Annotated in this window: 31 protein-coding genes; 22 read left to right on the top strand and 9 right to left on the bottom strand. The window is 66.3% G+C overall.

All coding sequences use genetic code 11. From position 1 onward, the window contains the following. Positions 1-184 precede the first annotated feature (184 nt). Positions 185-400: a hypothetical protein gene (locus tag ACVENA_RS05340; protein WP_257548800.1), complete on the bottom strand. Its 216-nt coding sequence runs from the start codon at positions 398-400 to the stop codon at positions 185-187. A gap of 171 nt (positions 401-571) precedes the next feature. Here ACVENA_RS05340 and ACVENA_RS05335 point away from each other — a divergent pair, with 171 nt between their 5' ends. Beyond that, on the top strand, positions 572-1,912 hold the full coding sequence (locus tag ACVENA_RS05335) for a PQQ-dependent sugar dehydrogenase (RefSeq protein ID WP_449327938.1): 1,341 nt from the start codon (positions 572-574) through the stop codon (positions 1,910-1,912). Between the two features lie 107 nt (positions 1,913-2,019). Here the strand turns inward: ACVENA_RS05335 and dnaN are convergent, their stop codons facing one another. Continuing rightward, positions 2,020-3,135, bottom strand: coding sequence for a DNA polymerase III subunit beta (gene dnaN / locus ACVENA_RS05330; protein ID WP_257548797.1), 1,116 nt, complete (start codon positions 3,133-3,135; stop codon positions 2,020-2,022). A gap of 172 nt (positions 3,136-3,307) precedes the next feature. On the opposite strand from dnaN, the gene ACVENA_RS05325 reads away from it, so the two are divergent. Further along, a complete protein-coding gene (locus ACVENA_RS05325) occupies positions 3,308-3,805 on the top strand; it encodes a hypothetical protein (RefSeq protein ID WP_449327937.1) in 498 nt (165 codons plus the stop codon). 194 nt (positions 3,806-3,999) lie between these two features. Here the strand turns inward: ACVENA_RS05325 and ACVENA_RS05320 are convergent, their stop codons facing one another. Both ACVENA_RS05320 and ACVENA_RS05315 read right to left on the bottom strand, forming a co-directional pair. After that, a complete protein-coding gene (locus tag ACVENA_RS05320; RefSeq protein WP_449327936.1) occupies positions 4,000-4,470 on the bottom strand; it encodes a hypothetical protein in 471 nt (156 codons plus the stop codon). Positions 4,471-4,582: 112 nt separating this feature from the next. After that, positions 4,583-5,464 carry a LysR family transcriptional regulator gene (locus ACVENA_RS05315; RefSeq protein ID WP_449327935.1) on the bottom strand — a complete coding sequence of 294 codons (882 nt, stop codon included), beginning with the start codon at positions 5,462-5,464 and terminating at the stop codon, positions 4,583-4,585. Positions 5,465-5,615: 151 nt separating this feature from the next. Here ACVENA_RS05315 and ACVENA_RS05310 point away from each other — a divergent pair, with 151 nt between their 5' ends. After that, positions 5,616-5,942, top strand: a complete 327-nt coding sequence (locus ACVENA_RS05310; RefSeq protein ID WP_449327934.1) for a UrcA family protein — start codon at positions 5,616-5,618, stop codon at positions 5,940-5,942. Between the two features lie 17 nt (positions 5,943-5,959). Here ACVENA_RS05310 and ACVENA_RS05305 read toward each other — a convergent pair whose 3' ends face one another. Next, a complete protein-coding gene (locus ACVENA_RS05305; protein ID WP_449327933.1) occupies positions 5,960-6,352 on the bottom strand; it encodes a winged helix-turn-helix transcriptional regulator in 393 nt (130 codons plus the stop codon). Between the two features lie 116 nt (positions 6,353-6,468). Between ACVENA_RS05305 and ACVENA_RS05300 the strand changes: the two genes are divergently transcribed. From ACVENA_RS05300 to ACVENA_RS05285, 4 genes are all read left to right on the top strand, one after another. Continuing rightward, positions 6,469-7,212 (top strand): SDR family oxidoreductase, encoded by a 744-nt coding sequence (locus ACVENA_RS05300; RefSeq protein ID WP_449327932.1) that lies wholly within the window; start codon positions 6,469-6,471, stop codon positions 7,210-7,212. 146 nt (positions 7,213-7,358) lie between these two features. Further along, positions 7,359-8,606: a 23S rRNA (adenine(2503)-C(2))-methyltransferase RlmN gene (gene rlmN / locus ACVENA_RS05295; RefSeq protein ID WP_449327931.1), complete on the top strand. Its 1,248-nt coding sequence runs from the start codon at positions 7,359-7,361 to the stop codon at positions 8,604-8,606. Positions 8,607-8,833: 227 nt separating this feature from the next. Beyond that, complete coding sequence (locus ACVENA_RS05290) at positions 8,834-9,298, top strand: outer membrane protein (RefSeq protein WP_257548770.1); 465 nt, start codon at positions 8,834-8,836, stop codon at positions 9,296-9,298. Positions 9,299-9,543: 245 nt separating this feature from the next. Further along, positions 9,544-9,867 carry a YnfA family protein gene (locus ACVENA_RS05285; protein ID WP_257548765.1) on the top strand — a complete coding sequence of 108 codons (324 nt, stop codon included), beginning with the start codon at positions 9,544-9,546 and terminating at the stop codon, positions 9,865-9,867. A 21-nt stretch (positions 9,868-9,888) separates the two neighbouring features. Here the strand turns inward: ACVENA_RS05285 and ACVENA_RS05280 are convergent, their stop codons facing one another. Next, positions 9,889-10,125, bottom strand: coding sequence for a thioredoxin family protein (locus ACVENA_RS05280; protein ID WP_257548763.1), 237 nt, complete (start codon positions 10,123-10,125; stop codon positions 9,889-9,891). Between the two features lie 104 nt (positions 10,126-10,229). Here ACVENA_RS05280 and ACVENA_RS05275 point away from each other — a divergent pair, with 104 nt between their 5' ends. Then, complete coding sequence (locus ACVENA_RS05275) at positions 10,230-10,781, top strand: MarR family winged helix-turn-helix transcriptional regulator (protein WP_257548761.1); 552 nt, start codon at positions 10,230-10,232, stop codon at positions 10,779-10,781. Continuing rightward, positions 10,778-11,422 carry an MOSC domain-containing protein gene (locus tag ACVENA_RS05270; RefSeq protein WP_449327930.1) on the top strand — a complete coding sequence of 215 codons (645 nt, stop codon included), beginning with the start codon at positions 10,778-10,780 and terminating at the stop codon, positions 11,420-11,422. The genes ACVENA_RS05275 and ACVENA_RS05270 overlap by 4 nt, the downstream gene beginning before the upstream one ends. Positions 11,423-11,579: 157 nt before the next feature. Here ACVENA_RS05270 and ACVENA_RS05265 read toward each other — a convergent pair whose 3' ends face one another. After that, on the bottom strand, positions 11,580-12,251 hold the full coding sequence (locus ACVENA_RS05265; RefSeq protein ID WP_449327929.1) for an arylesterase: 672 nt from the start codon (positions 12,249-12,251) through the stop codon (positions 11,580-11,582). 89 nt (positions 12,252-12,340) lie between these two features. On the opposite strand from ACVENA_RS05265, the gene ACVENA_RS05260 reads away from it, so the two are divergent. Together ACVENA_RS05260 and ACVENA_RS05255 are read left to right on the top strand one after the other, a co-directional pair. Next, complete coding sequence (locus ACVENA_RS05260; RefSeq protein WP_449327928.1) at positions 12,341-13,009, top strand: ABC transporter ATP-binding protein; 669 nt, start codon at positions 12,341-12,343, stop codon at positions 13,007-13,009. 160 nt (positions 13,010-13,169) lie between these two features. Beyond that, positions 13,170-15,671, top strand: coding sequence for an ABC transporter permease (locus ACVENA_RS05255; RefSeq protein ID WP_257548753.1), 2,502 nt, complete (start codon positions 13,170-13,172; stop codon positions 15,669-15,671). Here ACVENA_RS05255 and ACVENA_RS05250 read toward each other — a convergent pair. Then, positions 15,668-16,429, bottom strand: coding sequence for a sulfite exporter TauE/SafE family protein (locus ACVENA_RS05250; protein ID WP_257548752.1), 762 nt, complete (start codon positions 16,427-16,429; stop codon positions 15,668-15,670). The two genes, ACVENA_RS05255 and ACVENA_RS05250, sit on opposite strands and share 4 nt — an antisense overlap. Then, complete coding sequence (gene thrS, locus ACVENA_RS05245) at positions 16,426-18,432, bottom strand: threonine--tRNA ligase (RefSeq protein WP_257548751.1); 2,007 nt, start codon at positions 18,430-18,432, stop codon at positions 16,426-16,428. The genes ACVENA_RS05250 and thrS overlap by 4 nt, the downstream gene beginning before the upstream one ends. Before the next feature lie 160 nt (positions 18,433-18,592). Here thrS and ACVENA_RS05240 point away from each other — a divergent pair, with 160 nt between their 5' ends. The 11 genes from ACVENA_RS05240 to ACVENA_RS05190 all read left to right on the top strand — a co-directional run bounded on the left by ACVENA_RS05240 (position 18,593) and on the right by ACVENA_RS05190 (position 24,240). After that, positions 18,593-19,018, top strand: coding sequence for a MerC domain-containing protein (locus tag ACVENA_RS05240; RefSeq protein WP_257548750.1), 426 nt, complete (start codon positions 18,593-18,595; stop codon positions 19,016-19,018). 100 nt (positions 19,019-19,118) lie between these two features. Continuing rightward, positions 19,119-19,289, top strand: coding sequence for a hypothetical protein (locus ACVENA_RS05235; RefSeq protein ID WP_257548748.1), 171 nt, complete (start codon positions 19,119-19,121; stop codon positions 19,287-19,289). 4 nt (positions 19,290-19,293) lie between these two features. After that, complete coding sequence (locus ACVENA_RS05230; protein WP_257548747.1) at positions 19,294-19,707, top strand: hypothetical protein; 414 nt, start codon at positions 19,294-19,296, stop codon at positions 19,705-19,707. Beyond that, complete coding sequence (locus tag ACVENA_RS05225; RefSeq protein ID WP_257548746.1) at positions 19,704-19,895, top strand: helix-turn-helix transcriptional regulator; 192 nt, start codon at positions 19,704-19,706, stop codon at positions 19,893-19,895. The genes ACVENA_RS05230 and ACVENA_RS05225 overlap by 4 nt, the downstream gene beginning before the upstream one ends. Positions 19,896-19,897: 2 nt before the next feature. Beyond that, positions 19,898-20,809, top strand: coding sequence for an alpha/beta fold hydrolase (locus ACVENA_RS05220; protein WP_449327927.1), 912 nt, complete (start codon positions 19,898-19,900; stop codon positions 20,807-20,809). Between the two features lie 78 nt (positions 20,810-20,887). After that, positions 20,888-21,142: a DUF6356 family protein gene (locus ACVENA_RS05215; RefSeq protein ID WP_449327926.1), complete on the top strand. Its 255-nt coding sequence runs from the start codon at positions 20,888-20,890 to the stop codon at positions 21,140-21,142. Beyond that, positions 21,139-21,906 carry an alpha/beta fold hydrolase gene (locus ACVENA_RS05210; protein ID WP_449328895.1) on the top strand — a complete coding sequence of 256 codons (768 nt, stop codon included), beginning with the start codon at positions 21,139-21,141 and terminating at the stop codon, positions 21,904-21,906. The genes ACVENA_RS05215 and ACVENA_RS05210 overlap by 4 nt, the downstream gene beginning before the upstream one ends. A 125-nt stretch (positions 21,907-22,031) precedes the next feature. Further along, positions 22,032-22,469, top strand: coding sequence for an acyl-CoA thioesterase (locus tag ACVENA_RS05205; protein ID WP_257548740.1), 438 nt, complete (start codon positions 22,032-22,034; stop codon positions 22,467-22,469). A gap of 9 nt (positions 22,470-22,478) precedes the next feature. Continuing rightward, positions 22,479-22,916, top strand: coding sequence for a VOC family protein (locus ACVENA_RS05200; protein ID WP_257548738.1), 438 nt, complete (start codon positions 22,479-22,481; stop codon positions 22,914-22,916). Positions 22,917-22,982: 66 nt separating this feature from the next. Further along, positions 22,983-23,711, top strand: a complete 729-nt coding sequence (gene gloB / locus ACVENA_RS05195; protein ID WP_449327925.1) for a hydroxyacylglutathione hydrolase — start codon at positions 22,983-22,985, stop codon at positions 23,709-23,711. A gap of 67 nt (positions 23,712-23,778) precedes the next feature. Continuing rightward, positions 23,779-24,240, top strand: coding sequence for a hypothetical protein (locus tag ACVENA_RS05190; RefSeq protein ID WP_449327924.1), 462 nt, complete (start codon positions 23,779-23,781; stop codon positions 24,238-24,240). Positions 24,241-24,269: the final 29 nt, after the last annotated feature.

Genomic DNA, 24,269 nt, shown 5'->3' with positions numbered 1-24,269 from the left:
GCAAGGTTGCACCACGGATGTCCGACAGGCTTTCACCCATTGCGGTTTGCGTCCCGGCCATGCGTTGAAAGAATGTTGAGATTGCCTCTCCGCAATCGCCGGCATCGCAGCGGCTTTGGGTGGAGTAAACGGAGAAAGCCTCGATTTGCAGCGTCTATGGAGGATGTTTCCGCGAAGGCGGGCTTTAATGCACCGTGTCGAGCGCGCTCTCGATCGAAAGATAGGTGATCAGCCGCTCGATCTGCCGCCAGCGCGCAAAATGGAGGTGGTTGCCGAGCACGCGATATTGTTCCGCGCGCGCCGCCGCCGCGAAGCCCGCTTCCTCGCCATGCTCGCGAATCAGCATGGCGGCATCGTCGACCGCGGTGCGGTCGGCTAGAAAAGGTGCTGGCAGTTGCATGCTGTCCCCGGCCCGTTGCGTCGGCACCGCTCTATCCCGAACGCCTGACCAGCCCGTTCCCGACCGTGATGAACGTCCAGGTAAGGTTAATGCAGATGCCGCCCGGATTAACCAACATGCGGCGCCAATCGCCCCTTTGCCGCCGCCGCATCGCGGTGTAAGACCGGTTTCATGCGCAAAATCCTGAAAATTGCCGGCCTCGTCCTCGCCCTTCTGATCATGGTCGCCGTCGCCGCTTATTATTGGCTGTCGCGGCCCGACGTCGCGCGCTTTTCGACCGCCGAACTCAGCGGCCGCGTGCCGGTGATGGCGGCGCAGCGCGGCCAGGTCATCCCGACCATGAACGTGCCCGAGGCGACAAGCTGGCCCGCCGGTCAGGCGCCGCGCGCTGCCGAGGGACTGGCGGTCACGCGCTTTGCCGAGGGGCTGGACCATCCGCGTTCGATCTTCGTGCTGCCCAACGGCGACGTGCTGGTCGCCGAAGCAGAGAGTCCGCCGCGCGACACCTCGGGGATCGAGAACAAGATCATGGCCCGCCTGATGAGCAAGGCGGGCGCCGGCGGCAAGTCTGCGAACCGCATCACGTTGCTTCGCGACGCCGACGGCGATGGCAAGGCCGAGGTCAAAAGCGCCTATATTACCGACCTCAACTCGCCCTATGGCATGGCACTGGTCGGCAAGACGCTCTACGTCGCGAATACCGACGCGATCCTCGCCTTCCCCTATGTCGAGGGCGAGACGAAGATGAGCGGCAAACCGAAGAAGATCGCCGACCTGCCCGCAAAGGGCACCAACCGCCACTGGACCAAGAGCCTCGTCGCGGCGCCCAACGGCTGGCTCTATGTCGGGGTCGGCGCCGATTCCAACATCGGCGAAAAGGGCATGGGCAACGAAACCCGCCGCGCCAGCGTGCTCGAGGTGCGGCCCGAGAACGGCTATGTCCGCACCTACGCCGCGGGCATCCGCAACCCGGTCGGGCTCGCTTATTACCCCGGCAGCGACCGGCTGTGGGCGGTGGTCAACGAACGCGACATGCTCGGCAGCGATGTGGTGCCCGACTATATGACCACCGTCGACGAAGGCGATTTCTTCGGCTGGCCCTGGTATTATTGGGGTGGCTTCGTCGATCCGCGCGTTCCGCCCGAGGAAGAGGATCACCGCCAATATGTGAAGCGCCCGGACTATGCGCTCGGCGCCCACGTCGCGCCGCTCGGCTTCACCTTCACCAACGGGCTGGCGCTCGGCGAGCGCTGGGCGAACGGCGCGCTGATCGCGCGGCACGGATCGTGGAACCGCGAGCCGGTGGCGGGCTATGATGTGATTTTCGTCAAATTCGGCGCGAACGGCAAGCCGGTCGACGCGCTGCCCGTCCCTTTCCTGGGCCAATTCCTCGCCAAGGACGGCAAGACGACCCGCGGCCGCCCCGCCGACGTCAAGGTCGCGAAGGACGGCAGCGCGCTGATCGCCGACGATACGGGGAATGTGATCTGGCGGGTGGCGAAGGCGGGATAACGCCAAGACACCTCGTCATTGCGAGCGAAGCGAAGCAATCCAGAACGGTTTACGCCTACTCTGGATTGCTTCGCTTCGCTCGCAATGACGGATAGCTTGTGCGGGTCTTAGACCCGCATCGGCATCAGCACGTACAGCGCCGGGCTCTTCTCGCTCTCGCGGATCAGCGTCGGGGCGTTGGCGTCGGCGAGGTGCAGTTCGACGCTGTCGCCGTCGACCTGGCCCAGGATGTCGCTGAGATAACGCGCGTTGAAGCCGATCTCCATCGCGTCGCTGTCATAGCCCGCGGCGAGTTCCTCGGCCGCAGTGCCGTTTTCGGGGCTGGTCACGCTCAGCGTGATGCGGTCCTTGTCGAGCCCGACCTTGACCGCGCGGGTCTTTTCGCTGGCGATCGTCGACACGCGGTCGACGCCCTGGAACAGACTCTTTGGATCGACCTTGAGCAGCTTGTCGTTCGCGGTCGGGATGACGCGGCTGTAATCGGGGAAAGTGCCGTCGATCAGCTTCGAGGTCAGCACGGCGTTGCCGAGCTGGAAGCGGATCTTCGATGCCGACAGGCTGATCTCGACATTGCCCTCGGCCTCGTCGAGCAACTTGCGGATTTCGCCGACGCATTTGCGCGGAACGATGACGTCGGGCATCCCGGTGGCGCCGTCGGGGCGCGTCACCGTATAGCGCGCGAGGCGGTGGCCGTCGGTTGCCGCCGCCTTCAGCACCGGTCCCGTCGCATCTTCGGCGACGTGGAAGAAGATGCCGTTCAGATAGTAGCGCGTTTCCTCGGTCGAGATGGCGAAGCGCGTCTTGTCGATGATCTGGATGAGTTCCGCGACCGGCAATTCGAAGCTGGTCGGCAGGTCGCCCTCGGCGATCACGGGGAAATCGTCGCGCGGCAACGTCGGCAGGTTGAAGTTCGAGCGGCCCGCCTTGACCTGCATCTTGCCCTCGGCGGCGGCGAGGCTGACCTCGGCGCCTTCGGGCAGCTTGCGCGCGATCTCGAACAGGGTATGCGCCGACACGGTCGTCGTGCCGGGAGTCTCGACCTTCGCGGCGATCGTCTCGACCACCTGCAGGTCGAGGTCGGTCGCCATCAATTTGAGCTGGCCCGTCGCATCGGCTTCAATCAGGACGTTCGACAGAATGGGGATGGTATTGCGCCGTTCGACCACCGACTGGACGTGGCCGAGGCTCTTCAGAAGCACTGCGCGTTCGATCGTCGCTTTCATTCTAATCCGCCATCCTCAGTATCTTGCGGGAGAAGTCCCCGAAGGCCGTCATCGCGGGCGCGGCGGCGCCCCGATTCCCTGCCCCCGTAAAAATGTCCACCTTCCTTAACGAACGCATCGCGCCGCGCAAGCCATGCTTGCAAATCAGCCGCTTTCGCGCAATCGAGGCGCGATGCGCCGCGCGGCTTTCCTCCTGTTCCTGTCCTTGGCGCTGCCTCCCTTTGCCGTGGCCGCCGCGCCGGCCGCGCTCGGCATCTTCGACGGCTGGGGGGCGTTTCGCGATCCCGGCACCCCGCGCTGCTACGCCATCGCCGCGCCAGCCGCAACGATCGGCAAGCCGCAGACCAAGGCCTATGCCAGCATCGGCTATTGGCCGAAGTCGCGCATTCGCGGGCAATTCTACGTCCGCCTGTCGAAGGAACGCGGCGCGGGGCGCGAGCTTCGCCTGACGGTCGGCAGCCGCCGCTTCATCCTGACCGGCAACGGCGCGCATGGCTGGGCGAGCGACGCGCGAATGGACGCCGCGATCATCGCCGCGATGCGATCGGCACCGAGCATGAGCGTCGAAAGCGCCACCGCGACGGGCGGCGCGATCGCCGACACCTATCGCCTGCGCGGCGCCGCCACCGCGATCGATGCAGCGGCACTCGGGTGCGCCAGCTTTCGCTGAGGCCATTCGGGATAGTGGCGGATTTCCGCGCAACTTCACTCGCAATTCATTCTCTTTCGTCGCCCGGGACTTGATCGAAGGGCGACGATGGCAAAAAAGCGGCTCGCGAGGAAAATGGCAGAAAACTGCGCAACTTCACTCTGAATCGCGCTGACGGCGAAAAAGGCCGATCACGACATTCCCAAGGCATGGCTTCACCCGCGCATCATGGCCGACACCCAGGCCAGCACGAAAGACAGGAAGGAGAACAGCACCAGAATAGCCGCCAGGATGCGAGCCTTGCGGCCCTTGACTGGGCGCTTGAGCCCAAGGCGCAGTTCGCGTCGCCGCCAAGTAATCACGGCAAGCGTGAGAAGCGGAAGGTTGATGACCGCCCACATAAAAGGAATCTGGGCACCCCATGACGTGGTGAAGAGAGAAAGAACCCCCAAGCCAATGAAGCCCGCCGGTATGGAAATATAACCAGCGGTCTTGATCCGAAGTTTCAGATCGTCCTCGGCCCATTCAGCCTCGAGCGCCTGCTGCTCGGTTTCTTCCGCCGGTCCCCAATCTTCTTCAGGCGTATAAAGCCATTCCTCGAAAGCGTTGTCGCCGAGTTGCTTGCGTGCCTTCAGCGGCCCATCGAATGGCGCAGCAGCATTGCCGGAATCCTGCGATCTTTCCAAATACCCCCTCCCGGCCAATCATTGCCAACCACGGCATCACCCCGTCTTCCGTTCCATTTGAACCACGCCCAAACATATTAGGAAAGCGGTATTTCGACAGGATCGAACCCACCTATTCCCGCGCCAGCCGGGTCAGCGCGCCCGCGAGGAAATCGAGGACGATGCGCACCCGCGGCACATGACGGAGCCGCTCGTGAGTGAGCAACCACAGGCCCGTCGTATCGTCGGCCTTGGGCGGGATGCAGCGGATGAGGTCGGGCTCATGGTCGGCGAGAAAGGCCGGCAGGATGGTGAGCCCCATTCCCGAGCGCACCCCGGCGAGCAGGCCCGCCGCCGAATCATATTGCATGACCACCGACTCCTCGAGCCGATATTGCCGGAGCCACGCGCGATAGGGTTCCCAGACCGAGCCGCCGCCGCCGATGAAGGGGTGAGTCGCCAGTTCCTCGCGGCTGTGCGGGATGCCGTGGCGGTCGGCATAGTCGCGGCTGCAATAGAGCGTCCAGCCGTTGTCGGCGATGCGCCGCCCGACGAGACCCGCACCCGCGGGCTGTTTGCTGCTGCGGATCGCGATGTCGGCGGCCCCTGCGGCGAGATCGCGCGGTTCGTCCGACGTGTCGAGATGGATATGGATTTCGGGATGCGCCGCGCGCAGATCGCGCAGGATCGGCGGCAGGATGGTGATCGCGAAAATCTCCATCACCGTGACGCTGACCGCGCCGCCCGCGTCGCGTGAGCGGGCACCCGCCGCCTCGTCGAAGCGGTCGGCGGCATCGCGAACCGCCAGCGCATTCGCCAGCATCGCTTCGCCCACCGGGGTCAGCGCATAACCCGCCTGACGGCGTTCGAAGAGGGTAAGCCCCATCGCCGCCTCCAGCGCCGCGATGCGGCGGGCGACCGTCGTCTGGCTGACGCGGAGCGCGCGCGCCGCCGCGAGCGTGCTGCCGCTCTCCGCGACGGCAAGGAAATAGCGAAGATCGTTCCAGTCGAACATGATGTCTTGTGCGCGATACGCGTGATGGCCGCATTCTGCAATTTTGCAGAATGGCCGCGCAACATCGTTGCTCCCGCCGTGGGGAGCCGGGGATTATCTCCCGTCCTGCCGGCTTCCTCCCCTCCTTATCCGCCGGTCGATGGAGACAAAGATGAGCAAGATTCTGATCCTCGCCGCTCTCGCTGCCGCGCCGTTGGCCCAGCCCGTTCTCGCCCAGAACGCCGCGCCGCGCACGGCGACGGTGGCGCATACCGACCTGGACCTGAGCACCGCAAAAGGCGTCAAGGCGCTCGACCGCCGCATCTGGCGCGCCGTCGTCGCGGTGTGCGGCACCGCACCCGACTATGACCTCGAAGGCAAGAATGACGTTCGCGCGTGCCGGCGCGACACGCGCCTCCTCGCGTCGGCCGAGGCCGAGCAGGTGATCGCCGATGCGGCGCGGGGCCAGCCGATCCGCATCACGACCCGCGCCAGATAAATCGTCCGGCGGGTGTGTTATCCGCGCCCGTCGAATGCCGTCCGCGCCGCTTCGACCCGGTCGAGATTGATTTCCGCCCATTGCCACACGCCGCAAAAGGCTTCTCCGAGGCTATGCCCCAGCGCCGTCAGACTATATTCGACCTTGGGAGGAACGACCGGGTGGACCTTGCGGTGGACCAGTCCGTCGCGTTCCATGGCGCGCAGCGTCTGAGTCAGCATCTTCTGGCTGATACCGGGAACAAGCTGCGCGAGGCGCGTGAAACGACAGGTGCCATTCTCCTCCAACTCTTCGAGCACGAGCAGCGTCCATTTGTCCGCGACTCGTCCGATCAGGTCGTTGACGAGCATTTCGACACGCGGGTCGACGGGCACCTCGGGGTCATAGACGCGTTTTTCCGGTTGCGGCATGGCAGGAAAATCCATTTCTCTCTTTCAGGTAAGTATAGCACCTTTCGGTGCCTTCTTTCCTTTGGAGAGTATAGGAATAAATAGACCTCCTCACCACCCCGAACGAGGAACTCTCCATGAAAACCACAGGCAACACCATTCTCCTCTCCGGCGGCGGCTCGGGCATCGGGCTCGCGCTCGCGCAGCGTTGGCACGACGCGGGCAATGTCGTGATCGTCACCGGCCGCAACGCAGCAAAGCTGGAAGCCGCGACCGCGGGTCGCGCGAATTTGCACGCCCGGGTGCTCGACATCACCGATCCGGCGGCGATCGCGGCCTTTGCAACCGAGATCGTAGCGGCCTTTCCGGCGCTCAACATCGTCGTGAACAACGCGGGCGTGATGATGTACGAACGGGCGGACGCAAAGCGCGACCTGGCCGACGCGGAGGCGACGGTCGTCACCAACATCCTCGGCCCGATCCGGCTGATCGACGCGCTGGTCGATCACCTGACGGCGGCGGCGGACAGCGCGATCGTCAACGTCACGTCGGGGCTTGCCTTTGTGCCGCTGCCCAAGGCGCCGACCTATTCGGCGAGCAAGGCGGCGCTGCACAGCTATACGCAGGCACTGCGCGTCCAGTTGGAAGGCAAGGTCGAAGTGATCGAACTCGCGCCGCCCGCAGTCCGTACCGAACTGACGCCGGGACAGTCGACGCGCGAGGCCTATATGCCGCTCGACGCTTTCGCCGACGAAGTGATGGGGCTGTTCGCGCAGACGCCGACGCCGGCGGAAATATTGGTGCAGAACGTCCTGCCGCTGCGTAATGCCGAAGCCGATGGCGCGGTGGCGGAGCGACTGGCGTTTCTGAAGAACCTGTAACCCTGTCTTCAGATCGTCATTGCGAGCGGAGCGAAGCAATCCAGAGTCTCCTTGCTCCGCCCTGGATTGCTTCGTCGCTGAGCTCCTCGCAATGACGAGAGCGAGAATTGCGCTTTTTGCCCTTCCCGCCTATATGCGCGCGCATCATGCAGATTCCCGGCCATATCGACCCCGTCACCACGGGCACCGTTCCCCTGCGCGGGGGCAACCGCATCGACCTGGTCGGGCTGACCCGCGACGCGATCGGCGGCGCGCTGGTCGAGGCCGGGCTCGACGCCAAGGCGGCGAAGCTGCGCGCGAAACAGATCTGGCACTGGATCTATCACCGTGGCGTCACCGATTTCGAGGCGATGACCGATATCGCCAAGGCGATGCGCCCGTGGCTGACCGACCGCTTCATCATCGGCCGCCCCACCGTGCGCGAGGCGCAGGTGTCGAACGACGGGACGCGCAAATGGCTGCTCGCCGCCGCCGACGGCCAGGAATATGAGATGGTCTTCATCCCTGACGCCGACCGGGGAACGCTGTGCGTGTCGAGCCAGGTCGGCTGCACGTTGAACTGCCGCTTCTGCCACACCGGAACGATGCGCCTCGTCCGCAACCTCGCGGCGGGCGAGATCGTCGGGCAGGTGCTGCTTGCGCGCGATGCGCTCGGCGAATGGCCGAAAGGGACGATGGCCGGCTTCGGCCCCGATCCCGAGGATGACGACGCCGACGAAGAGGGCAGCCATTACACCGCCGACGGCCGGATGCTCACCAACATCGTGATGATGGGAATGGGCGAGCCGCTGTATAATTTCGACGAGGTCAAGGGCGCGCTGAAGATCGTCATGGACGGTGACGGGCTGGCGCTGTCGAAGCGGCGCATCACCCTGTCGACGAGCGGCGTCGTGCCGATGATGGCGCGCGCGGGCGAAGAGATCGGCGTCAACCTCGCGGTGTCGCTGCACGCGGTCAGCAAGGAGGTGCGCGACGAGATCGTGCCGCTCAACCGCAAATATGGCATCGAGGAATTGCTCGCGGCCTGCGCCGCCTATCCCGGCGCGAACAATGCCCGGCGCATCACCTTCGAATATGTGATGCTGAAGGACAAGAACGACAGCGACGACGACGCGCGCGAGCTCGTCCGGCTGATCAAGCACTATAATCTGCCCGCGAAGGTCAATCTGATCCCGTTCAATCCGTGGCCCGGCGCACCCTATGAATGTTCGTCGCCCGAGCGGGTGCGCGCGTTCAGCAGCCTGATCTTCAAGAGCGGGATTTCGGCGCCGGTCCGCACGCCGCGCGGGCGCGACATCATGGCCGCGTGTGGCCAGCTCAAGAGCGGGGCGACCAAGCCGACCCGCGCCGAACTCGACCGCATCGCCGAGGAAAAGCAGGCGGCGCTGGGCTGAGTTCCGCCTCGCGATTCTCTCTGAAAATCGAAATATTTCGGCAAAATCCGTCCGCATTGCCGCGCGGCCGTCGCCGCATACCTATGCCGTGTTGCAAAAACAACACAGGTAAGAAAATTGTCATATTCTGAACGATCCATTCATTGCAGCGACAGCCGCGAGGGCCATTTAGAGCCCCGGGCCGCGACCCAAAGGGCGTGGTCCGAAGGAATGAAAAGGAAAAGATTATGAAGAAGTTCGCAGTTGCTGCCGCTCTCCTCTCGGCTGCCGTCGCCACCACCCCTGCCTTTGCTGCCGATGGCGGCGAAGCCCGCGTCGAAGTGCGCGGCGGTTACATCACCGGCAGCGGTTTCGACGACGCCACCCTCGGCGTTGCGGGCGGCTATGATTTCGACCTCGGCTCGACCGCTTTCGGCGGCGCCGAAATCGCCGGCGACAAGGTCCTGATCGACGGCGCCAAGGTCCAGTTCTCGGCCGGTGGTCGTGCGGGCGCCAAGATCGGTGCCAACGGCAAGCTCTATGCCAACGCCGGTTACACCTTCGGCCAGATCGACGATCCCTATGTCGGTGCCGGCTACCAGCACAAGCTGGGCCAGAACCTGTACGGCAAGGTCGAGTATCGCCACCAGTTCCTCGGCAACAACGTCAACGACTTCGACACCTTCGCTGTCGGTCTCGGCTTCGCGTTCTGATCTTTCGGAACAGCGATATGACACGGAAAGGGGCGGCCTGCGGGTCGCCCCTTTTCTTTTGTGGGAATGGCCGGAAGCGGCCGATCTTGCTCTTCGTCATCCCGGACTTGATCCGGGATCCATTCCCGCAGCGTTGAAAGAATGGATCCCGGATCAAGTCCGGGATGACGAAAGAAAAGGACGCAACTCGCATTCCAAGCTGCTCTCCCCTTCCCTTTCCCATCCACCCGCGCCACGGTGCGCGCATGACCGCCTTCGCCTATATCGCCGCTGCACTGGCAGAGATCGCCGGATGCTTCGCCTTCTGGGCGTGGCTGCGGATGGACAAGTCGGTCTGGTGGACCCTGCCGGGGCTGGCGTCGCTGGCGCTGTTCGCGTGGTTGCTGACGCTCGTCGATACCGATCATGCCGGGCGCGCCTATGCCGCTTATGGCGGGGTCTATATCGTCGCGGCGCTGTTGTGGCTGTGGGCGGTCGAGGGCGCGCGGCCCGACCGCTGGGATCTGATCGGCGCCGCGATCTGTCTCGGCGGCGCGGCGCTGATCCTGTTCGGTCCGCGCGGGGGCTGACGATCCCGCGCGGCGCCGAGTTTATTTGAGCGCGTCGAGCGAAGCGCCGAAATTGATGTGATAGGGCTGACCGCCGAGCACGAGCGCGGGAACCGATTGGACACCCGCGGCCTCCGCTTCCGCGACGCGACCCGGATTTTCGCCGAGGTGAACGCTTTCGACGGTATAGCGCGCGGGATCGATCGCTTCGGCGACTGCCTGTTCGGCATCGACGCAAACGCCGCAACCGGCGTGATAGAAAATCGCTTTCTGGGTCATCGTTCTTCTCCTTCGATCGATCGCAATGGTAGCGAGTCGATACAAATCATATGCCATCCGCAATATGGGTTGAGCAAATGGTTTTTAGTCGATACCATTTGCTCATGACCGACCGGCTATCCGACCTGCTGACTCGTGCGGCGCGGCTGATCGCGGGGGATGGCTATTGGGCGGGATTGAAGCCCGCCCAATGGCAGGCCCTGCGCTATCTTGCCGTCGCCAATCGCTTTTCCCGCACCCCCGGTGCGCTGACCGCGTGGCTGGGCCAGACGAAGGGGACGGTGTCGCAGACGGTCGCCGCGCTCGAACGCAAGGGACTGGTCATGCGGTCGGAGGATCGGGACGATCGCCGTCTCGTCCGGCTGGCGCTGACCCCGGCGGGACGAGCGCTGCTGGCCGAGGCCCCCGAAACGGTCGCCGATGCGATGACTGCCGGCCTGACCGGCGACGAGCGCGCCGCGCTCGCACCGCTGCTGGCACGCATGCTGACCGAACATCTGACGCGGCGCGGCTACCGTCCGTTCGGCCTGTGCGCCGAGTGCCGCCATTTCATCCGCAATGCTGCGGACGGTGCGCCCCATCGCTGCGGCCTGCTGGCACTGCCGCTGTCGGCCGAGGATGCCGGCGCGATCTGTGTCGAGCAGGAGGCGGCATGAGCATAAAGATCGACGCGGTATTGACCGGCAAGGCGCGCGCCTTTCGCGGCGACGAGACCAGCGCGATCGGCAAGACGCCGTTCGAGGGCGCGCGCGCCGTCCGCCGCCTCGGCATCGACGGCGACGAGCAGGCCGACCTGACGGTGCACGGCGGGGTCGACAAGGCGATCCATCATTATCCGCGCGACCATTATGGCTGGTGGGCGGAGGCGCTGGGCGGCCACGCCCTGCTGACGGCACCGGGCGCGTTCGGCGAGAATATCTCGACCGAGGGGCTGGTCGAACGCGATCTTTGCATCGGCGACCGCTTCCGCCTCGGCACGGCGCTGGTCGAAGTCAGCCAGGGGCGCCAGCCGTGCTGGAAGCTGGGACACCGCTTCGGCATCGCCAGCGTCCCCGCGACGGTGGTGACGAGCGGGCGCAGCGGCTGGTATTATCGCGTGATCGAGGACGGCGCGGTCGCGGCGGGCGATACGCTCGACCTGATCGAACGGCCGCTGCCCGAATGGAGCGTCGAGCGGGTGTTCCGGCTGCTGATCGGCGGCGGCGGCAAACGCGAGCCGGGCGCATTGCGCGAGCTGGCCGCGATGGAAGCGCTGGCGACGACATGGCGGGCGCGGGCGGCGAAATTGCTGCCATAAAGCAGGATTTTTTGATGGAATCGTCATCCCGGCGAAGGCCGGGATCTCGCCCTCGCTTCCTGACGCACCGGCGAGATCCCAGCCTTCGCCGGGATGACGAGATAAAGAAGGTATGGCTTCAGTCTAACCCTATCACATTCTACCCCTCATCCCTTCGTTAACGGGAGTTCGGCAACGCATCCTCCACCAGCGGCGCAAGCCCCGCAGCCACGATCTTCACCCCCCCGGCGTTGGGGTGGATGTGATCGCCGAGCATCAACTCGGGCTTCCCCACGACATTATCGAGAATGAAGGGATAGAGGCTGGTACCATATTTGGTCGCAAGTTCGGGATAAATAGGATTGAATTTCCTGGCATAATCCGGCCCCATGTTCGGCGCCGCGACCATGCCGGTGAGCACCACTGGGATGCCGCGCCTCTTGAGCTCGGCGAGCATCGCATCGAGATTGGCGCGCGTCTGCGCGGCGTCGATCCCGCGCAGCATGTCGTTGCCGCCGAGCCCGAGCAGGACGAGCGCGGGCTTCGCCTTCGCATTGTCGAGCACATAGGCAAGCCGCTGCCGTCCCGCCGCGCTGGTGTCGCCCGAAACCCCGGCATTCTGGACCCGCGCGACGACGCCGTCGGCGGCGAGCGCCGCCTGCAATTGCGGCGCGAGCCCTTCCTTCGGGCCGAGCTGATAGCCGGCATAGAGGCTGTCGCCGAAAGCGATGATCAGCGGCGCATTCGCTGGGATCGCCGCCGCTTTTGCTTCACCGGCCTTGCCCTTCGCCGGCGCCGCGGGCGCCTCGGCCGAACCGCAGGCGGCGAGCGGTTGGCAAAGCGCGATCATAGAACCATATATCAAGGCAGAACGCCATCCGGCCGTTTTCATTTCCAAAGGGCTCCTTCTTGACCGACGCCTCACGCGCTTCGCCGGATTTGGCAATCGCTGCCCACAATGTGACGCTGACGCTGGGGAGCGACAAGGCCCCGGTCGAAATATTGCGCGGGGTCGATCTGGAGGTCGCGGCCGGAACCTCGGTCGCGCTGCTCGGGCCGTCGGGATCGGGGAAAAGCTCGCTGATGGCGGTGCTCGCCGGGCTCGAACGCGCGGGGGGCGGGACGATCCGCGTCGCGGGGCTCGATTTCGGCGCGATGGACGAGGATGCGCTGGCGCGGGCGCGGCGCGGGCGGATCGGCATCGTCTTGCAGGCCTTTCACCTGCTGCCGACGATGACCGCGCTCGAAAATGTCGCGGTGCCGCTGGAACTGGCGGGGATCGCCGATCCGTTCGGCAAGGCGCGCGCCGAGCTCGAAGCGGTCGGGCTCGGCCATCGCCTGACCCATTATCCCGCGCAGCTTTCGGGCGGCGAGCAGCAGCGCGTCGCCATCGCCCGCGCGATGGCGAGCGCGCCCGCGATCATCTTCGCCGACGAGCCGACGGGCAATCTCGACACCGCGACGGGGCAGGCGATCATCGAGTTGATCTTTGCGCGCCGCGCCGCGCTGGGCGCGACTTTGCTGATCATCACCCACGATCCCGAACTGGCCGAGCATTGCGACCGCGTGGTCGTGATGTACGATGGGCGGATCGAGGAAAGGGCGTGAACGGCGTCGAACGATCCTCCCCCATCGGGGGAGGGGGACCACCCGAAGGGTGGTGGAGGGGCGCAGGCAGATCGATGCACGGTCGAAAGAAGGCGCAGAGAGGCACCTGCCCCTCCACCATGCTTCGCATGGTCCCCCTCCCCGTGCCGGGGAGGATCTGATGCTTCCCTTCGCCACCCTCTGGCGGATTGCGCGGCGCGACCTCGCGGCGCGGATTCGCGGGCTTCGGTTGCTCGCAGTCTGCCTGTTCCTCGGCGTCGCGACGCTCGCCGCGATCGGCAGCCTGACGAGCGGCATCACTTCCGAACTCGAAGCGCGCGGGCAGACGATCCTCGGCGGCGACATCGAGTTCAGCCTGCCGCAGCGCGAAGCCACGGGCGAAGAGATGGCGGGGTTCCGCAGCATCGGCACGCCGTCCTCAACGGTGCGGCTGCGCGCGATGGCGAACGCGCCGGGCGGCGACGCGCTGCTGTCGGAGTTGAAGGCGGTCGACGGCGCCTATCCGCTATATGGCACGATGCGGCTGGAGAGCGGTGCGCGGCGCGGCGCACCGCCGTCGGGCGCGATCTGGATCGGCAAGGACCTCGCCTCGCGGCTCGACCTGAAAGTCGGCGGGCCGTTGAAGTTCGGCGAAAGGACCTTCCGGATCGACGGCATCATCGCCGAGGAGCCCGACCGGCTGGGCGAGGGTTTCGCGCTCGGCCCGGTCGCGATCATCGGCTTGGCCGACCTGGCCGCGACGCAGCTTATCCAGCCGGGCAGCCTCTACGAAAGCAAATATCGCGTCCGCCTGCCCGCGGGCGCCGATCCCGCGGCGACCGGGAAACGGCTGACCGCAGAGTTTCCCGAAGCGGGCTGGAAGGTCACGGATCGCAGCAACGGCGCGCCGGGAACACGGCGTTTCATCGAGCGGATGGGGCAATTTCTGGCCCTCGTCGGCCTCGCCGCGCTGGTGATCGCGGGGATCGGCGTCGGCAACGGCGTCGCGAGCTATCTCGCCGGCAAGCGGCCGGGGCTGGCGACGCTCAAGATTCTCGGCGCCGACAGCGCGGCGATCCTGCGCATCTATGGCCTGCAGATCCTCGCCGTCGCCGCGGCGGCGATCGGCGCGGGGCTGGTGGTCGGTGCGCTCGCGCCGAGCCTCATCGGCTGGATCGCGGGCGACGTGCTGCCGGTGCGGCCGGGCTTCGCGCTCTATCCGCTGCCGCTCGCGGTGAGCGCCGCCTATGGCCTGCTGATCGCCATCGCCTTCGCGCTGCCGCCGCTCGCGGCGACGCGGCATGTGCCGGCGGCGGGACTCTATCGCGCGACGGTCGACGGCACGGCGCGGATCGACCGGCAGACGGTCATCGCGGTCGGCGCAGCGCTGGCCGCCATCGTCGCGCTGGCGGTCGGCACCGCGCGCGATCCGCTGTTCGCGCTGTCGTTCATCGGCGCGGCGGCGGCACTGTTGCTGATCCTCGTCGGGCTCGGCTGGCTGGTGCGGCGCACCGCGAGCCGCCTCCCGCGGCCGAAGCGACCGCTGCTGCGCCTCGCGCTCGCCAATCTGCACCGGCCGGGCGCGGCGACCGGCGCGCTCGTCGTCGCCCTCGGGCTGGGCCTCACCCTCTTCGTCACCCTCGCCGCGATCCAGACGAGCATCACCGCCGAGATCGCGCGCACCGTGCCGCAGCGCGCGCCAAGCTTCTTCGTCCTCGACATCCCGCGCGACCGCACGGGTGACTTTCGTTCGCTGGTGACCGATGCCGCGCCCGATGCCGCGATCAACATGATTCCGGCGCTGCGCGGCAGCATCACCGAATTTCATGGGCAACGCGTCGACGAGCTGGCCGAACTGCCCGAAGGCGCCTGGGTGCTGCGCGGCGATCGCGGGCTGACCTACAGCCCTACCTTGCCGAGCGGCAGCACGCTGGTTGGCGGCGCATGGTGGCCGGCCGATTACAAGGGGCCGCCGCTGGTCAGCGTCGAGCAGGAGGTCGCAGCATCGCTGGGGCTGAAGCTCGGCGATACGCTGTCGGTCAATGTGCTCGGCGTCGAGGTGCAGGCCAAGGTCGCGTCGCTGCGTACCGTCGAGTGGGACAATTTCGGGCTCAACTATGTCCTCGTCTTCTCGCCCGGCGCCTTCGACGCGGCGCCGCACAATATGGTCGCGACCGTCGCGGTGCCGCCGAAGGCCGAGGCCGGGCTCGCGCGCAGCATCCCGCGCGCCTTCCCTTCGGCCTCGCTGATCGAGGTGCGCGACGTCGTGTCGCAGGTCACGACCCTGCTCACCCAGATGAGCCAAGCGATCGCCGCGGCGGCGAGCATCGCGATCCTCGCCGGCATCGCGGTGCTGATCGGCGCGATCGCGGCGAGCCGCGAGCGGCGCGTCTACGACAGCGTCATCCTGAAACTGCTCGGCGCCACGCGCGGGCAGATATTGGGGGCGCAGGGGCTGGAATATGCGGTGCTTGCGGGGATATTGGCGCTGCTTGCGCTGGGGCTCGGCCTTGCCGGCGCCTGGTATGTCGTGACGCAGCTTTTCGATTTCCGCTTCGCGCCCGATCCGGCGATCGTCGGCGCAACGCTGCTCGGCGGCGCGGGCCTGTCCTTCCTGATCGGGATCGCGGGAAGCTGGCCGCTGCTCTCGGCCAAGCCCGCGCAGGCGCTGCGGAGCCTTTAGGACAGCAACCGCACCACCGCCGAGATTGCGGCAACGCCCAGTACGACCGCGACCATCGCCTGCCACACATGCGGCGGCACGCGGCCGAACTGGCGACCGCCGACACGGTTGCCGAGCCACATGGGCACGAAAAGCAGCAGCGCGAGCAGGAACAGGCGCTGCGTCGCGATCCCGACCCATAGCGCCGCCGCGGTGCCGGCAATCGCGGTGAGGAAGAAGATCAGCAGCATCGACGCGCGCGCGGTCTTGGGCTCGAGGCGGCGGCGCAGATAGAAGGGCACGACCGGCGGCCCCGGCATCGCGGCGAAGCCGGTGAGGATGCCCGAGGCGACCCCGGTACCGATCACCGCGGCGCGGCCCGGCCTGTGCCCCTCGGGCTGTTTGGGGAGCAGCACGGCGACGAACGCCCCCACCGCGACCACCGTGATCAGCAGCCGCGCGACATCGGGCCGCGTTACGCCCAGCACCGCCATGCCGATGGGGGTCGTCACCATCGCGATCAGCCCGATCGGCAGCGCCGTGGCGCGGTCGGCATCGGCATGGATCAGCCCCAGCCCGACCGGCCCGATCAGCAGTTGCAGCAAGATGCCGAGCACCACCGCCTGTGCCGGCGGAATGATCAGCCCGAGCAGCGGCACGAGGATGATCGCCATGCCGAACCCGGTCAGCCCGCGCACAAAGGCCGCACCGAACGTCATCACCGCCGCACCGATGAGCGTCAGCGGCGCGAAGCCGAGGATCGGGTGCAGGCCGGTCAAGCCGTGCGCAGATCCGGCGGCGTCGCTTCGCCCTTCAGCATCGCGATCGCCTCGGCGAGCGGCAGGATGCGCTGGCCGTCCTGGCCGAGGGTGCGGATCGCGACCGTGCCTTCGTCAGCCTCGCGCTTACCTACGACGAGCAGGTACGGAACCTTCTGCAGGCTGTGCTCGCGCACCTTGTAGTTGATCTTTTCGTTGCGCAGGTCGGCCTCGACGCGGACGCCGGCGGCGGTGAGCTGCTCGACGGCGTCCTTCGCATAATCGTCGGCATCGCTGACGATCGTCGCGACCACCGCCTGCACCGGCGCGAGCCAGGTCGGGAACCGGCCGGCGAAATGCTCAATCAATATGCCGATGAAGCGCTCGTAGGTGCCGAGGATGGCGCGGTGGAGCATCACCGGGCGGTGGCGTTCGCCATCCTCGCCCACATAGGAGGCGTCGAGGCGTTCGGGCATCACGCGGTCGGACTGGATCGTCCCGCATTGCCACGTCCGGCCGATCGCGTCGGTCAGGTGGAATTCGAGCTTGGGGGCATAGAAGGCGCCCTCGCCCGGCAGCTCCTCCCAGCCATAATCGTCGTTCGCCATACCCGCGCGTTCGACGGCTTCGCGGAGTTCAGCCTCGGCCTTGTCCCACATCTCTTCGGTGCCGAAGCGCATATCGGGACGCAATGCGAGCTTTACGGCATATTTTTCGAACCCGAGCTGCTTGTAGACGCGGTCGAGCAGCGCGCAGAAATCGCGCACTTCCTCGACGATCTGGTCCTCGCGGCAGAAGATATGGCCGTCGTCCTGCGTGAACTGGCGCACGCGCATGATGCCGTGCAGCGCGCCGTGCGGCTCGTTGCGGTGGCAGCAGCCCATTTCGGCCATGCGCAAAGGCAGGTCGCGATAGCTCTTGATCCCCTGACGGAAGATCAGGACATGCGCGGGGCAGTTCATCGGCTTGAGCGCCATCCACTCGGCGTCGTTCGAGACGATCGGCCCCTCATCCTCGGTGTTCGGGATTTCGTCGGGGATGACGAACATATTCTCGCGATATTTGCCCCAGTGGCCCGACTGCTCCCACTGGCGCGCGTCCATGACCTGCGGGGTCTTGACCTCCTGATAGTCGGCGCCGTCGATCGCGCGGCGCATATAGGCCTCAAGCTCGCGATAGATGCGATAGCCCTTGGGGTGCCAGAAGACGCTGCCGTGCGCCTCTTCCTGGAGGTGGAACAGGTCCATCTCGCGCCCGATCTTGCGATGGTCGCGCTTCGCGGCCTCTTCAAGGCGCACGAGATGTTCGGCGAGCTGCTTTTTGTTGAGCCAGCCGGTGCCGTAGATGCGCGAAAGCTGCGCATTCTTCTGATCGCCGCGCCAATAGGCGCCCGACACGCGCGTCAGCTTGAACGCGGCGGGATCGAGCTTGCCGGTCGAGGCCAAGTGCGGCCCGCGGCACATGTCCATCCAGCCTTCGCCGCTGCGGTAGACGGTCAGTTCCTCGCCCTCGGGCAGTTCGGCGGCCCATTCGGCCTTGAACGTCTCGCCCTCGGCGCGCCATTTGGCGATGAGCTTGTCGCGCTCCCACACTTCGCGCGTGAGGGGAAGGTCGGCGGCGATGATGCGGCGCATCTCCTCCTCGATCAGCGGCAGTTCGTCGTCGCGGAACGCGCCATGCTCGGCGGTCGGGGCGAAGTCGTAATAGAAGCCGTCGTTCGTCGAGGGGCCGAAAGTGATCTGCGTGCCCGGAAACAGGCTCTGCACCGCTTCCGCCAGCACATGCGCATAATCGTGGCGCACGAGTTCGAGCGCGTCGGCCTCGTCGCGGCTCGTCACCAGCGCGAGGTTGGTATCTTCCTCCAGCGGACGCATGATGTCGCGCAGTTCGCCGTCGATCTTCGCGGCGAGCGCGGCCTTGGCGAGACCGGGGCCGATGTCCGCAGCGATCTGCGCCGGGGTGGTTCCGCGCGCGACTTCACGGGCAGAGCCATCGGGAAGGGTGACGCGGATCATCTGGGACATCGGGAAAAGGAGCCTTTCTGGGCAGGATTGCCGCGCTCCTTTGCCAGCGCGCGAAAGCAGCGGCAAGGGCCGTTTTCATGCCCAGGGGTTGCAATGATACATTGTATCATTATGTGCGGTGCCATCCGCCCGCCGAAAGCCCTGTTCCGAAAGCCCCACCATGTGCCTCCCCGCCCGCCCTTCGCTGCGCTCGCGCGCCGCCGACCTGCTCGGCGTCGGCCTGTCGCTCGCCTGCCTGATCCATTGCCTCGCGCTGCCGCTGCTGCTGCTCGCGGCGCCGGCGCTCAGCGCCTGGCTGGCGCTGCCCGAGGCGTTTCACGCGATCGTCCTGCTGCTCGCGGCGCCGGCGGCGGCGCTCGCGCTGTCGGACGGGTGGCGGCGGCATCGGCATCCTTATCCCGTCGCGGCGGCGCTGACGGGTATCGCGCTGCTCGCCGCCGGGCTCGCCGCGCATGAAGGCTGGATCGCGGGGCTCGATCCCGAAACCGGCGACCGCCTGCTCACCTCGCTCGGCGCGCTCGGTCTGGCGAGCGCCCACATCGCCAATTGGCGGCTCCGCCACGGCAAGACTCCGCCCGGCATCTGAACGCGCGGGGTTGGCTTACTTGTCATTGTGTAAATGACGCTTGACAATCACAAATCATGATGTCAATGTCCCTTTACTGATTAACAAGGGAACTTGACCAATGCCGAAAACCCTCCGCATCCTCGCCCTGCCCGCCGCGATCGCGGCCCTTGCAGGGGCGGCCGGGCTGGTGTCGCCCGGCCTGACCAGCACGCTGATCGTCGCGCTGCCCGCCTTCACCGCGGCGCTGCTGATCGCCAAGCGGCACGAAGCCGCGCTGGCGAAAGGCTGAAGCGATGGCGATGAATCCCGCGCAGCGGCGCTATATCGGCCGCATGATCCCGGTCAGCATCGCTTATGTGGCCGCGATCTTCCTTGCCAGCAGCCTCGTTCCGAACGGGTCGCCCGCGACCCCGTTGACCGTCGCCATCGCGCTGGTCCCCGGCCTTGCGGTCGTCGGCTTCATCTGGGCGATGGGCAGCTATTTGTTCGAGCTCAAGGACGAATATGTGCGGCTGCTCGAAGTGCGCAAGGCGCTGATCGCGACCGCCCTGACCCTGGGCGTCAGCGCGACCTGGGGGATATTGGAAATCTACACCAATGTGCCGCGCCTCGCGATCTTCTGGGTCTTTCCGATCTGGTGCGTCGGCCTTGCCATCGGCGGGCTGGTCAACCGGCTGACGCTCGGGGCCGGCGGAGGGTGTCCATGAGGAACCGCCTCAAGGTGCTGCGCGCCGAGCGCGACTGGAGCCAGGGGGATCTGGCCGAGCGGCTCGAAGTGTCGCGCCAGTCGGTCAACGCGATCGAGACGGGGAAATACGACCCCTCGCTCCCCCTCGCCTTTCGCATCGCCGACCTGTTCGGCCTCCCCATCGAAGAGATTTTCCTGAAGGATTGATGATGAAAAAACTCGCTATCGCCGCTTTGTTCACTCTGCTGGTCGCGAACCTTGCCGGTCACGCCAACGCCGCGGAAGCCCCGACCGAGGGCGCCTGTTCGGCCGACATCACGCTCGGCAAGAGCGTGACGATCCTGAACGAGGGTCAGGGCCCCGACGTCATCCTGATCCCCGGCCTGTCGACCCCGCGCGCGGTGTGGGACCCGACCGCCGAGCGGCTGAAATCGAAATACCGGCTCCACATCGTCCAGATCCGCGGTTTCGGCGACGATGCCGGTCCGAACGCCGAGGGACCCGTGCTGCCGCGCGTCGTCGAGGATGTCCACGGTTTCATCGCCGACTGCATCGCCGGACAGGACCGTCCCGCCCCGGCGATCATCGGCCATTCGCTCGGCGGCCTGACCGCGATGATGATCGCGGCGCGCACCCCGGACGACGCCGGCAAGCTGATGGTCGTCGACAGCCTGCCCTTCTTCGGGATGCTGTTCGGCCCGACCGCGACCGTCGCCACTGTCGAACCGCAGGCGGCCGCGATGCAGAAGATGCTCGCCGCGAAGAGCAATGCGGAGGCCGACGACCAGACGCTGCAGATCATGTCGGCGACCGATGCCGGCCGCGCCCAGGTCAAGGCGTGGACCAGGACCGCCGACGCCCGGGTGGCGGCGCAACTCGTGTACGACGACATGACCACCGACCTGCGCCCCGAACTCGGCGCGATCAGCGCGCCGTTCACGATGCTCTATCCCTTCGATGCGAGCGCGATGCCGGCCGAGATGGTCGACGGCCTCTACAAGGGCGCCTTCGCCACCGCAAAGACCGCGACGCTGAAGCGGATCGACGGCAGCCGCCACTTCATCATGCTCGATCAGCCCGCCGCCTTTGCCGCCGCGGTCGACGCCTTCCTCGCGAATTGACGGCACCCCGGCGCGCCGCCCTTGCGGGAGACGGGCTCTCCCGCTAGGGCGGCGGCAGCCGGAAAGGAGCCACCCCAGATGTTCAAGCGCCTGTTCGTCGATCACCCGAAGAGCGTCGATGAAAATTACGTCGAGCATTTCGGCGTTGCGTCGAAATTCGGGGTGACGATGATCTTCGGCGGCCTCTGCGCGCTGGTCCATGCGGTCGTCCCCGGCTGGTGCATCACCACCGGCAGCGACACGATCCGCCGCCTGAACAGGATCATGGTCGAACAGCGCAGCGCCAAGGGGCTCGCGACGATCCAGATGAACACGGTCGATTGGGTCATCTGACGCCGGTGGAAACACCCCCCCATTATCTCGACCGGTCCGATCGTCCGCGCCTAGCCTATCACCATGTCGCGGGCCGGGGGCCGACGATCGTCTTTCTGCCCGGCTATATGTCCGACATGGCGGGCGGCAAGGCGACCGCCCTGTTCGATTGGGCCGCATCCGAAGGCCGCGCCTGCCTGCTGCTCGATTATGCCGGCTGCGGATTGTCCGACGGGCTGTTCGCCGACCAGACCCTGATCGACTGGCGCGGCGATGTGCTCGACCTGATCGATGCGAAGACCGATGGGCCGGTGCTGATCGTTGGATCGTCGATGGGCGGCTGGCTGATGCTGCTCGTCGCGCTCGCGCTTGCCCGGCGTGACGCGATGGGACGCGTTGCCGGGCTTGTAGGCATTGCGGCGGCGCCCGACTTCACCGACTGGGGTTTCTCGCCCGAGGAGAAGGCGATCATCCTCGCCGAAGGGGCGCTGGTCGAGGACACATCCTACAGCGACCAGCCCTATGTCACCACGCGCGGCTTTTTCCAGTCGGGCGAGGCGAACCGGCTGCTCGATGCCGACATCCCGCTCGCCTGTCCGGTGCGGCTGTTGCACGGGCAGGAGGATGGCGACGTTCCGCCCGCGATCAGTCTGCGCCTCGCTGCGGCGCTCGCCAGCGAAGACGTGCAGGTGACATTGGTCAAGGGCGGCGATCACCGCCTGTCGCGCGACGGCGACATCGCGCTCTTAATCGATACCGTCGCGCATTTGGCGGCCGCAAATTAAACTTTGATTGAAAAAAATCCGTTCCCCCGCGAAGGCGGGGGTCCATCTCCGGTGGGCGCAAGCTCGAACCGTCCGGAGATGGGTCCCCGCCTTCGCGGGGACACAAAGCGTTTCAAAGGATCATCATGGCTCGCAGCGACTTCAAATTCCACGTCACCAAGCGCGTCCGTTATGCCGAGATCGACGCGCAGCGCGTCGTGTTCAACAGCCGCTACCTCGAATATTTCGACATCGGCATTACCGAATATTGGCGCGCGGTGGGCGTCTACGATCGCTGGCCCGACCATAGCAGCCCCGAATTTCACGTCGCGCACGCCGAAGTCGATTACAAGGTGCCGATCCTTCTCGACGAGGAGATCGACATCTGCGTGCGCTGCTCGCGCGTCGGCCGCAGTTCGATGACCTTCCTGTTCGAGCTCCACGGCAAGGGCGCCGACGACCTGCGCGCTACGGGCGTCGAGGTCAGCGTCCACGTCGCCGAAGCGCGCGGTGCGCCGACGCCTGCGCCGGATGATTTCATCGCATTGTTCGAAGCATTTGAAGGACGGGCTCTTCGCGCCTAACATGGGCGCATGACCCAATATCTTCACACGATGATCCGCGTGTCGGATCCCGACGCCACGATCGATTTCTTCAAGCTGATCGGGCTCGAGGAAGTGCGCCGTTTCGACAGCGAGGCGGGCCGCTTCACGCTGATCTTCCTCGCGCCGCCGGGACAGGCGGGCGTCGCCGAGGTCGAGTTGACCTATAACTGGCCGCCCGAGGACGGCAGCGCGCCCGAAGCCTATACGGGTGGGCGCAATTTCGGCCATCTCGCCTATCGCGTCGACGATATCTATGCGACTTGCCAGCGGCTGATGGACGCCGGGGTGACGATCAACCGCCCGCCGCGCGACGGGCATATGGCGTTCGTGCGCTCGCCTGACGGCATTTCGGTAGAACTATTGCAGGACGGCCATCTGCCGCCGCAGGAACCCTGGGCCTCGATGCCCAACACCGGCGTCTGGTAAATCGGTCAAGGCTGACCGCCCGGCGCTCCGTCTGGGAGGCATGAGGCCGGAAGAAAGGAGATATTCGTGAGCCCGCTCGACATCGTCCGCATTCCGGTCCTCAATGACAATTATGTCTGGCTGGTCCACGATTCCGACAGCCAGGCGACGATGGTCGTCGATCCCGCCGTCGCCGAGCCCGTGCTCGAAGCGGCGGCGGCGCGTGGCTGGACGATCACCGACATCTGGAACACCCATTGGCACCCCGATCACACCGGCGGCAACGCGGCGATCAAGGAAGCGACAGGCTGCACGATCACGGGCCCGGCGGCGGAATATGAACGCATCCCGACGCTCGATGTGCGGGTGACGGGCGGCGACCGCGCCCGGCTGGGCGCGCATGTCGCCGAGGTCTGGGACGTGCCCGCGCATACCGCCGGGCACATCGCCTATCATTTCGCGACCGACGACGCGATCTTCGTCGGCGACACCATCTTCGCGATGGGCTGCGGCCGGTTGTTCGAGGGCACCGCCGAACAGATGTTCACGAACATGCGGCGCTTCGACGCGCTGGGCGATGCGACGCGCGTCTATTGCGCGCACGAATATACGCTGTCGAACGCACGCTTCGCGGTCACCGTCGACCCCGGCAACGCCGCGCTCGCCGAACGGCTGGCGGCGGTCGAGGCGGCGCGGGCGGCGGGCGAGCCGACGGTACCGACCAGCATCGGCGCCGAGCGCGCGACGAACCCCTTCCTCCGCGCCGCCACGGCGGCCGAACTGGGTCGCATCCGCGCGCTGAAGGACGCCGCCTGATGCCGCGACTTCACCATCCGTTCATTTCGAAACCGTCAGCATCACCGATGCTGCAAGGAGCCTGACGATGACCCTGACGATAACGGGCACCGCGTTGATCCGCGCCGCGGCACTGACGCTGCTGGCCGCGCCGATGATGGCAAGCTGCGCCCCCGGCGGCACCGCCGAAGCCGGCGCCGCGGCGCTCAGCCCCAAGCAGGCCGAACAGCTCGACAAACAGCTCGCGGGCAAGGTGCCGGGCGAGCCGGTCCAGTGCCTGCCCAGTTATCGCACGACCGAGACGATCCGCATCTCGGACAACATCCTGCTCTATCGTGCGGGCGGCAAGCTCGTCTACCGCAACGACCTCAAGGGAAGTTGCCCGGGCCTCGCGCGCGACAGCGACATCATGGTCGTGCGTCAGTTCGGCTCATCGACCTGTGAAGGCGATTTCTTCCATCTGGTCGACCGCAGCAGCGGCATTCGCGGCCCGACCTGCGTCTTCGGTCCATTCGTCCCCTATCGCAAACCGGCGGGGGACGCTGGCTGAGTCACGGGCTCAGTCCGCAGGCGGGGCTC

This window comes from Sphingopyxis sp. 550A, from assembly GCF_053569535.1.
This window is presented reverse-complemented; position numbering and strand designations above follow the sequence as displayed.

What these genes read in the sequence shown, in the direction of transcription:
- ACVENA_RS05340 (WP_257548800.1), bottom strand. Translation starts at nt 400, where the DNA reads ATGCAACTGCCAGCACCTTTTCTAGCCGACCGCACCGCGGTCGACGAT.
- ACVENA_RS05335 (WP_449327938.1), top strand. Translation starts at nt 572, where the DNA reads ATGCGCAAAATCCTGAAAATTGCCGGCCTCGTCCTCGCCCTTCTGATC.
- dnaN (WP_257548797.1), bottom strand. Translation starts at nt 3,135, where the DNA reads ATGAAAGCGACGATCGAACGCGCAGTGCTTCTGAAGAGCCTCGGCCAC.
- ACVENA_RS05325 (WP_449327937.1), top strand. Translation starts at nt 3,308, where the DNA reads ATGCGCCGCGCGGCTTTCCTCCTGTTCCTGTCCTTGGCGCTGCCTCCC.
- ACVENA_RS05315 (WP_449327935.1), bottom strand. Translation starts at nt 5,464, where the DNA reads ATGTTCGACTGGAACGATCTTCGCTATTTCCTTGCCGTCGCGGAGAGC.
- ACVENA_RS05310 (WP_449327934.1), top strand. Translation starts at nt 5,616, where the DNA reads ATGAGCAAGATTCTGATCCTCGCCGCTCTCGCTGCCGCGCCGTTGGCC.
- ACVENA_RS05305 (WP_449327933.1), bottom strand. Translation starts at nt 6,352, where the DNA reads ATGCCGCAACCGGAAAAACGCGTCTATGACCCCGAGGTGCCCGTCGAC.
- ACVENA_RS05300 (WP_449327932.1), top strand. Translation starts at nt 6,469, where the DNA reads ATGAAAACCACAGGCAACACCATTCTCCTCTCCGGCGGCGGCTCGGGC.
- rlmN (WP_449327931.1), top strand. Translation starts at nt 7,359, where the DNA reads ATGCAGATTCCCGGCCATATCGACCCCGTCACCACGGGCACCGTTCCC.
- ACVENA_RS05290 (WP_257548770.1), top strand. Translation starts at nt 8,834, where the DNA reads ATGAAGAAGTTCGCAGTTGCTGCCGCTCTCCTCTCGGCTGCCGTCGCC.
- ACVENA_RS05285 (WP_257548765.1), top strand. Translation starts at nt 9,544, where the DNA reads ATGACCGCCTTCGCCTATATCGCCGCTGCACTGGCAGAGATCGCCGGA.
- ACVENA_RS05280 (WP_257548763.1), bottom strand. Translation starts at nt 10,125, where the DNA reads ATGACCCAGAAAGCGATTTTCTATCACGCCGGTTGCGGCGTTTGCGTC.
- ACVENA_RS05275 (WP_257548761.1), top strand. Translation starts at nt 10,230, where the DNA reads ATGACCGACCGGCTATCCGACCTGCTGACTCGTGCGGCGCGGCTGATC.
- ACVENA_RS05270 (WP_449327930.1), top strand. Translation starts at nt 10,778, where the DNA reads ATGAGCATAAAGATCGACGCGGTATTGACCGGCAAGGCGCGCGCCTTT.
- ACVENA_RS05265 (WP_449327929.1), bottom strand. Translation starts at nt 12,251, where the DNA reads ATGATCGCGCTTTGCCAACCGCTCGCCGCCTGCGGTTCGGCCGAGGCG.
- ACVENA_RS05255 (WP_257548753.1), top strand. Translation starts at nt 13,170, where the DNA reads ATGCTTCCCTTCGCCACCCTCTGGCGGATTGCGCGGCGCGACCTCGCG.
- thrS (WP_257548751.1), bottom strand. Translation starts at nt 18,432, where the DNA reads ATGTCCCAGATGATCCGCGTCACCCTTCCCGATGGCTCTGCCCGTGAA.
- ACVENA_RS05240 (WP_257548750.1), top strand. Translation starts at nt 18,593, where the DNA reads ATGTGCCTCCCCGCCCGCCCTTCGCTGCGCTCGCGCGCCGCCGACCTG.
- ACVENA_RS05235 (WP_257548748.1), top strand. Translation starts at nt 19,119, where the DNA reads ATGCCGAAAACCCTCCGCATCCTCGCCCTGCCCGCCGCGATCGCGGCC.
- ACVENA_RS05230 (WP_257548747.1), top strand. Translation starts at nt 19,294, where the DNA reads ATGGCGATGAATCCCGCGCAGCGGCGCTATATCGGCCGCATGATCCCG.
- ACVENA_RS05225 (WP_257548746.1), top strand. Translation starts at nt 19,704, where the DNA reads ATGAGGAACCGCCTCAAGGTGCTGCGCGCCGAGCGCGACTGGAGCCAG.
- ACVENA_RS05220 (WP_449327927.1), top strand. Translation starts at nt 19,898, where the DNA reads ATGAAAAAACTCGCTATCGCCGCTTTGTTCACTCTGCTGGTCGCGAAC.
- ACVENA_RS05215 (WP_449327926.1), top strand. Translation starts at nt 20,888, where the DNA reads ATGTTCAAGCGCCTGTTCGTCGATCACCCGAAGAGCGTCGATGAAAAT.
- ACVENA_RS05205 (WP_257548740.1), top strand. Translation starts at nt 22,032, where the DNA reads ATGGCTCGCAGCGACTTCAAATTCCACGTCACCAAGCGCGTCCGTTAT.
- ACVENA_RS05200 (WP_257548738.1), top strand. Translation starts at nt 22,479, where the DNA reads ATGACCCAATATCTTCACACGATGATCCGCGTGTCGGATCCCGACGCC.
- ACVENA_RS05190 (WP_449327924.1), top strand. Translation starts at nt 23,779, where the DNA reads ATGACCCTGACGATAACGGGCACCGCGTTGATCCGCGCCGCGGCACTG.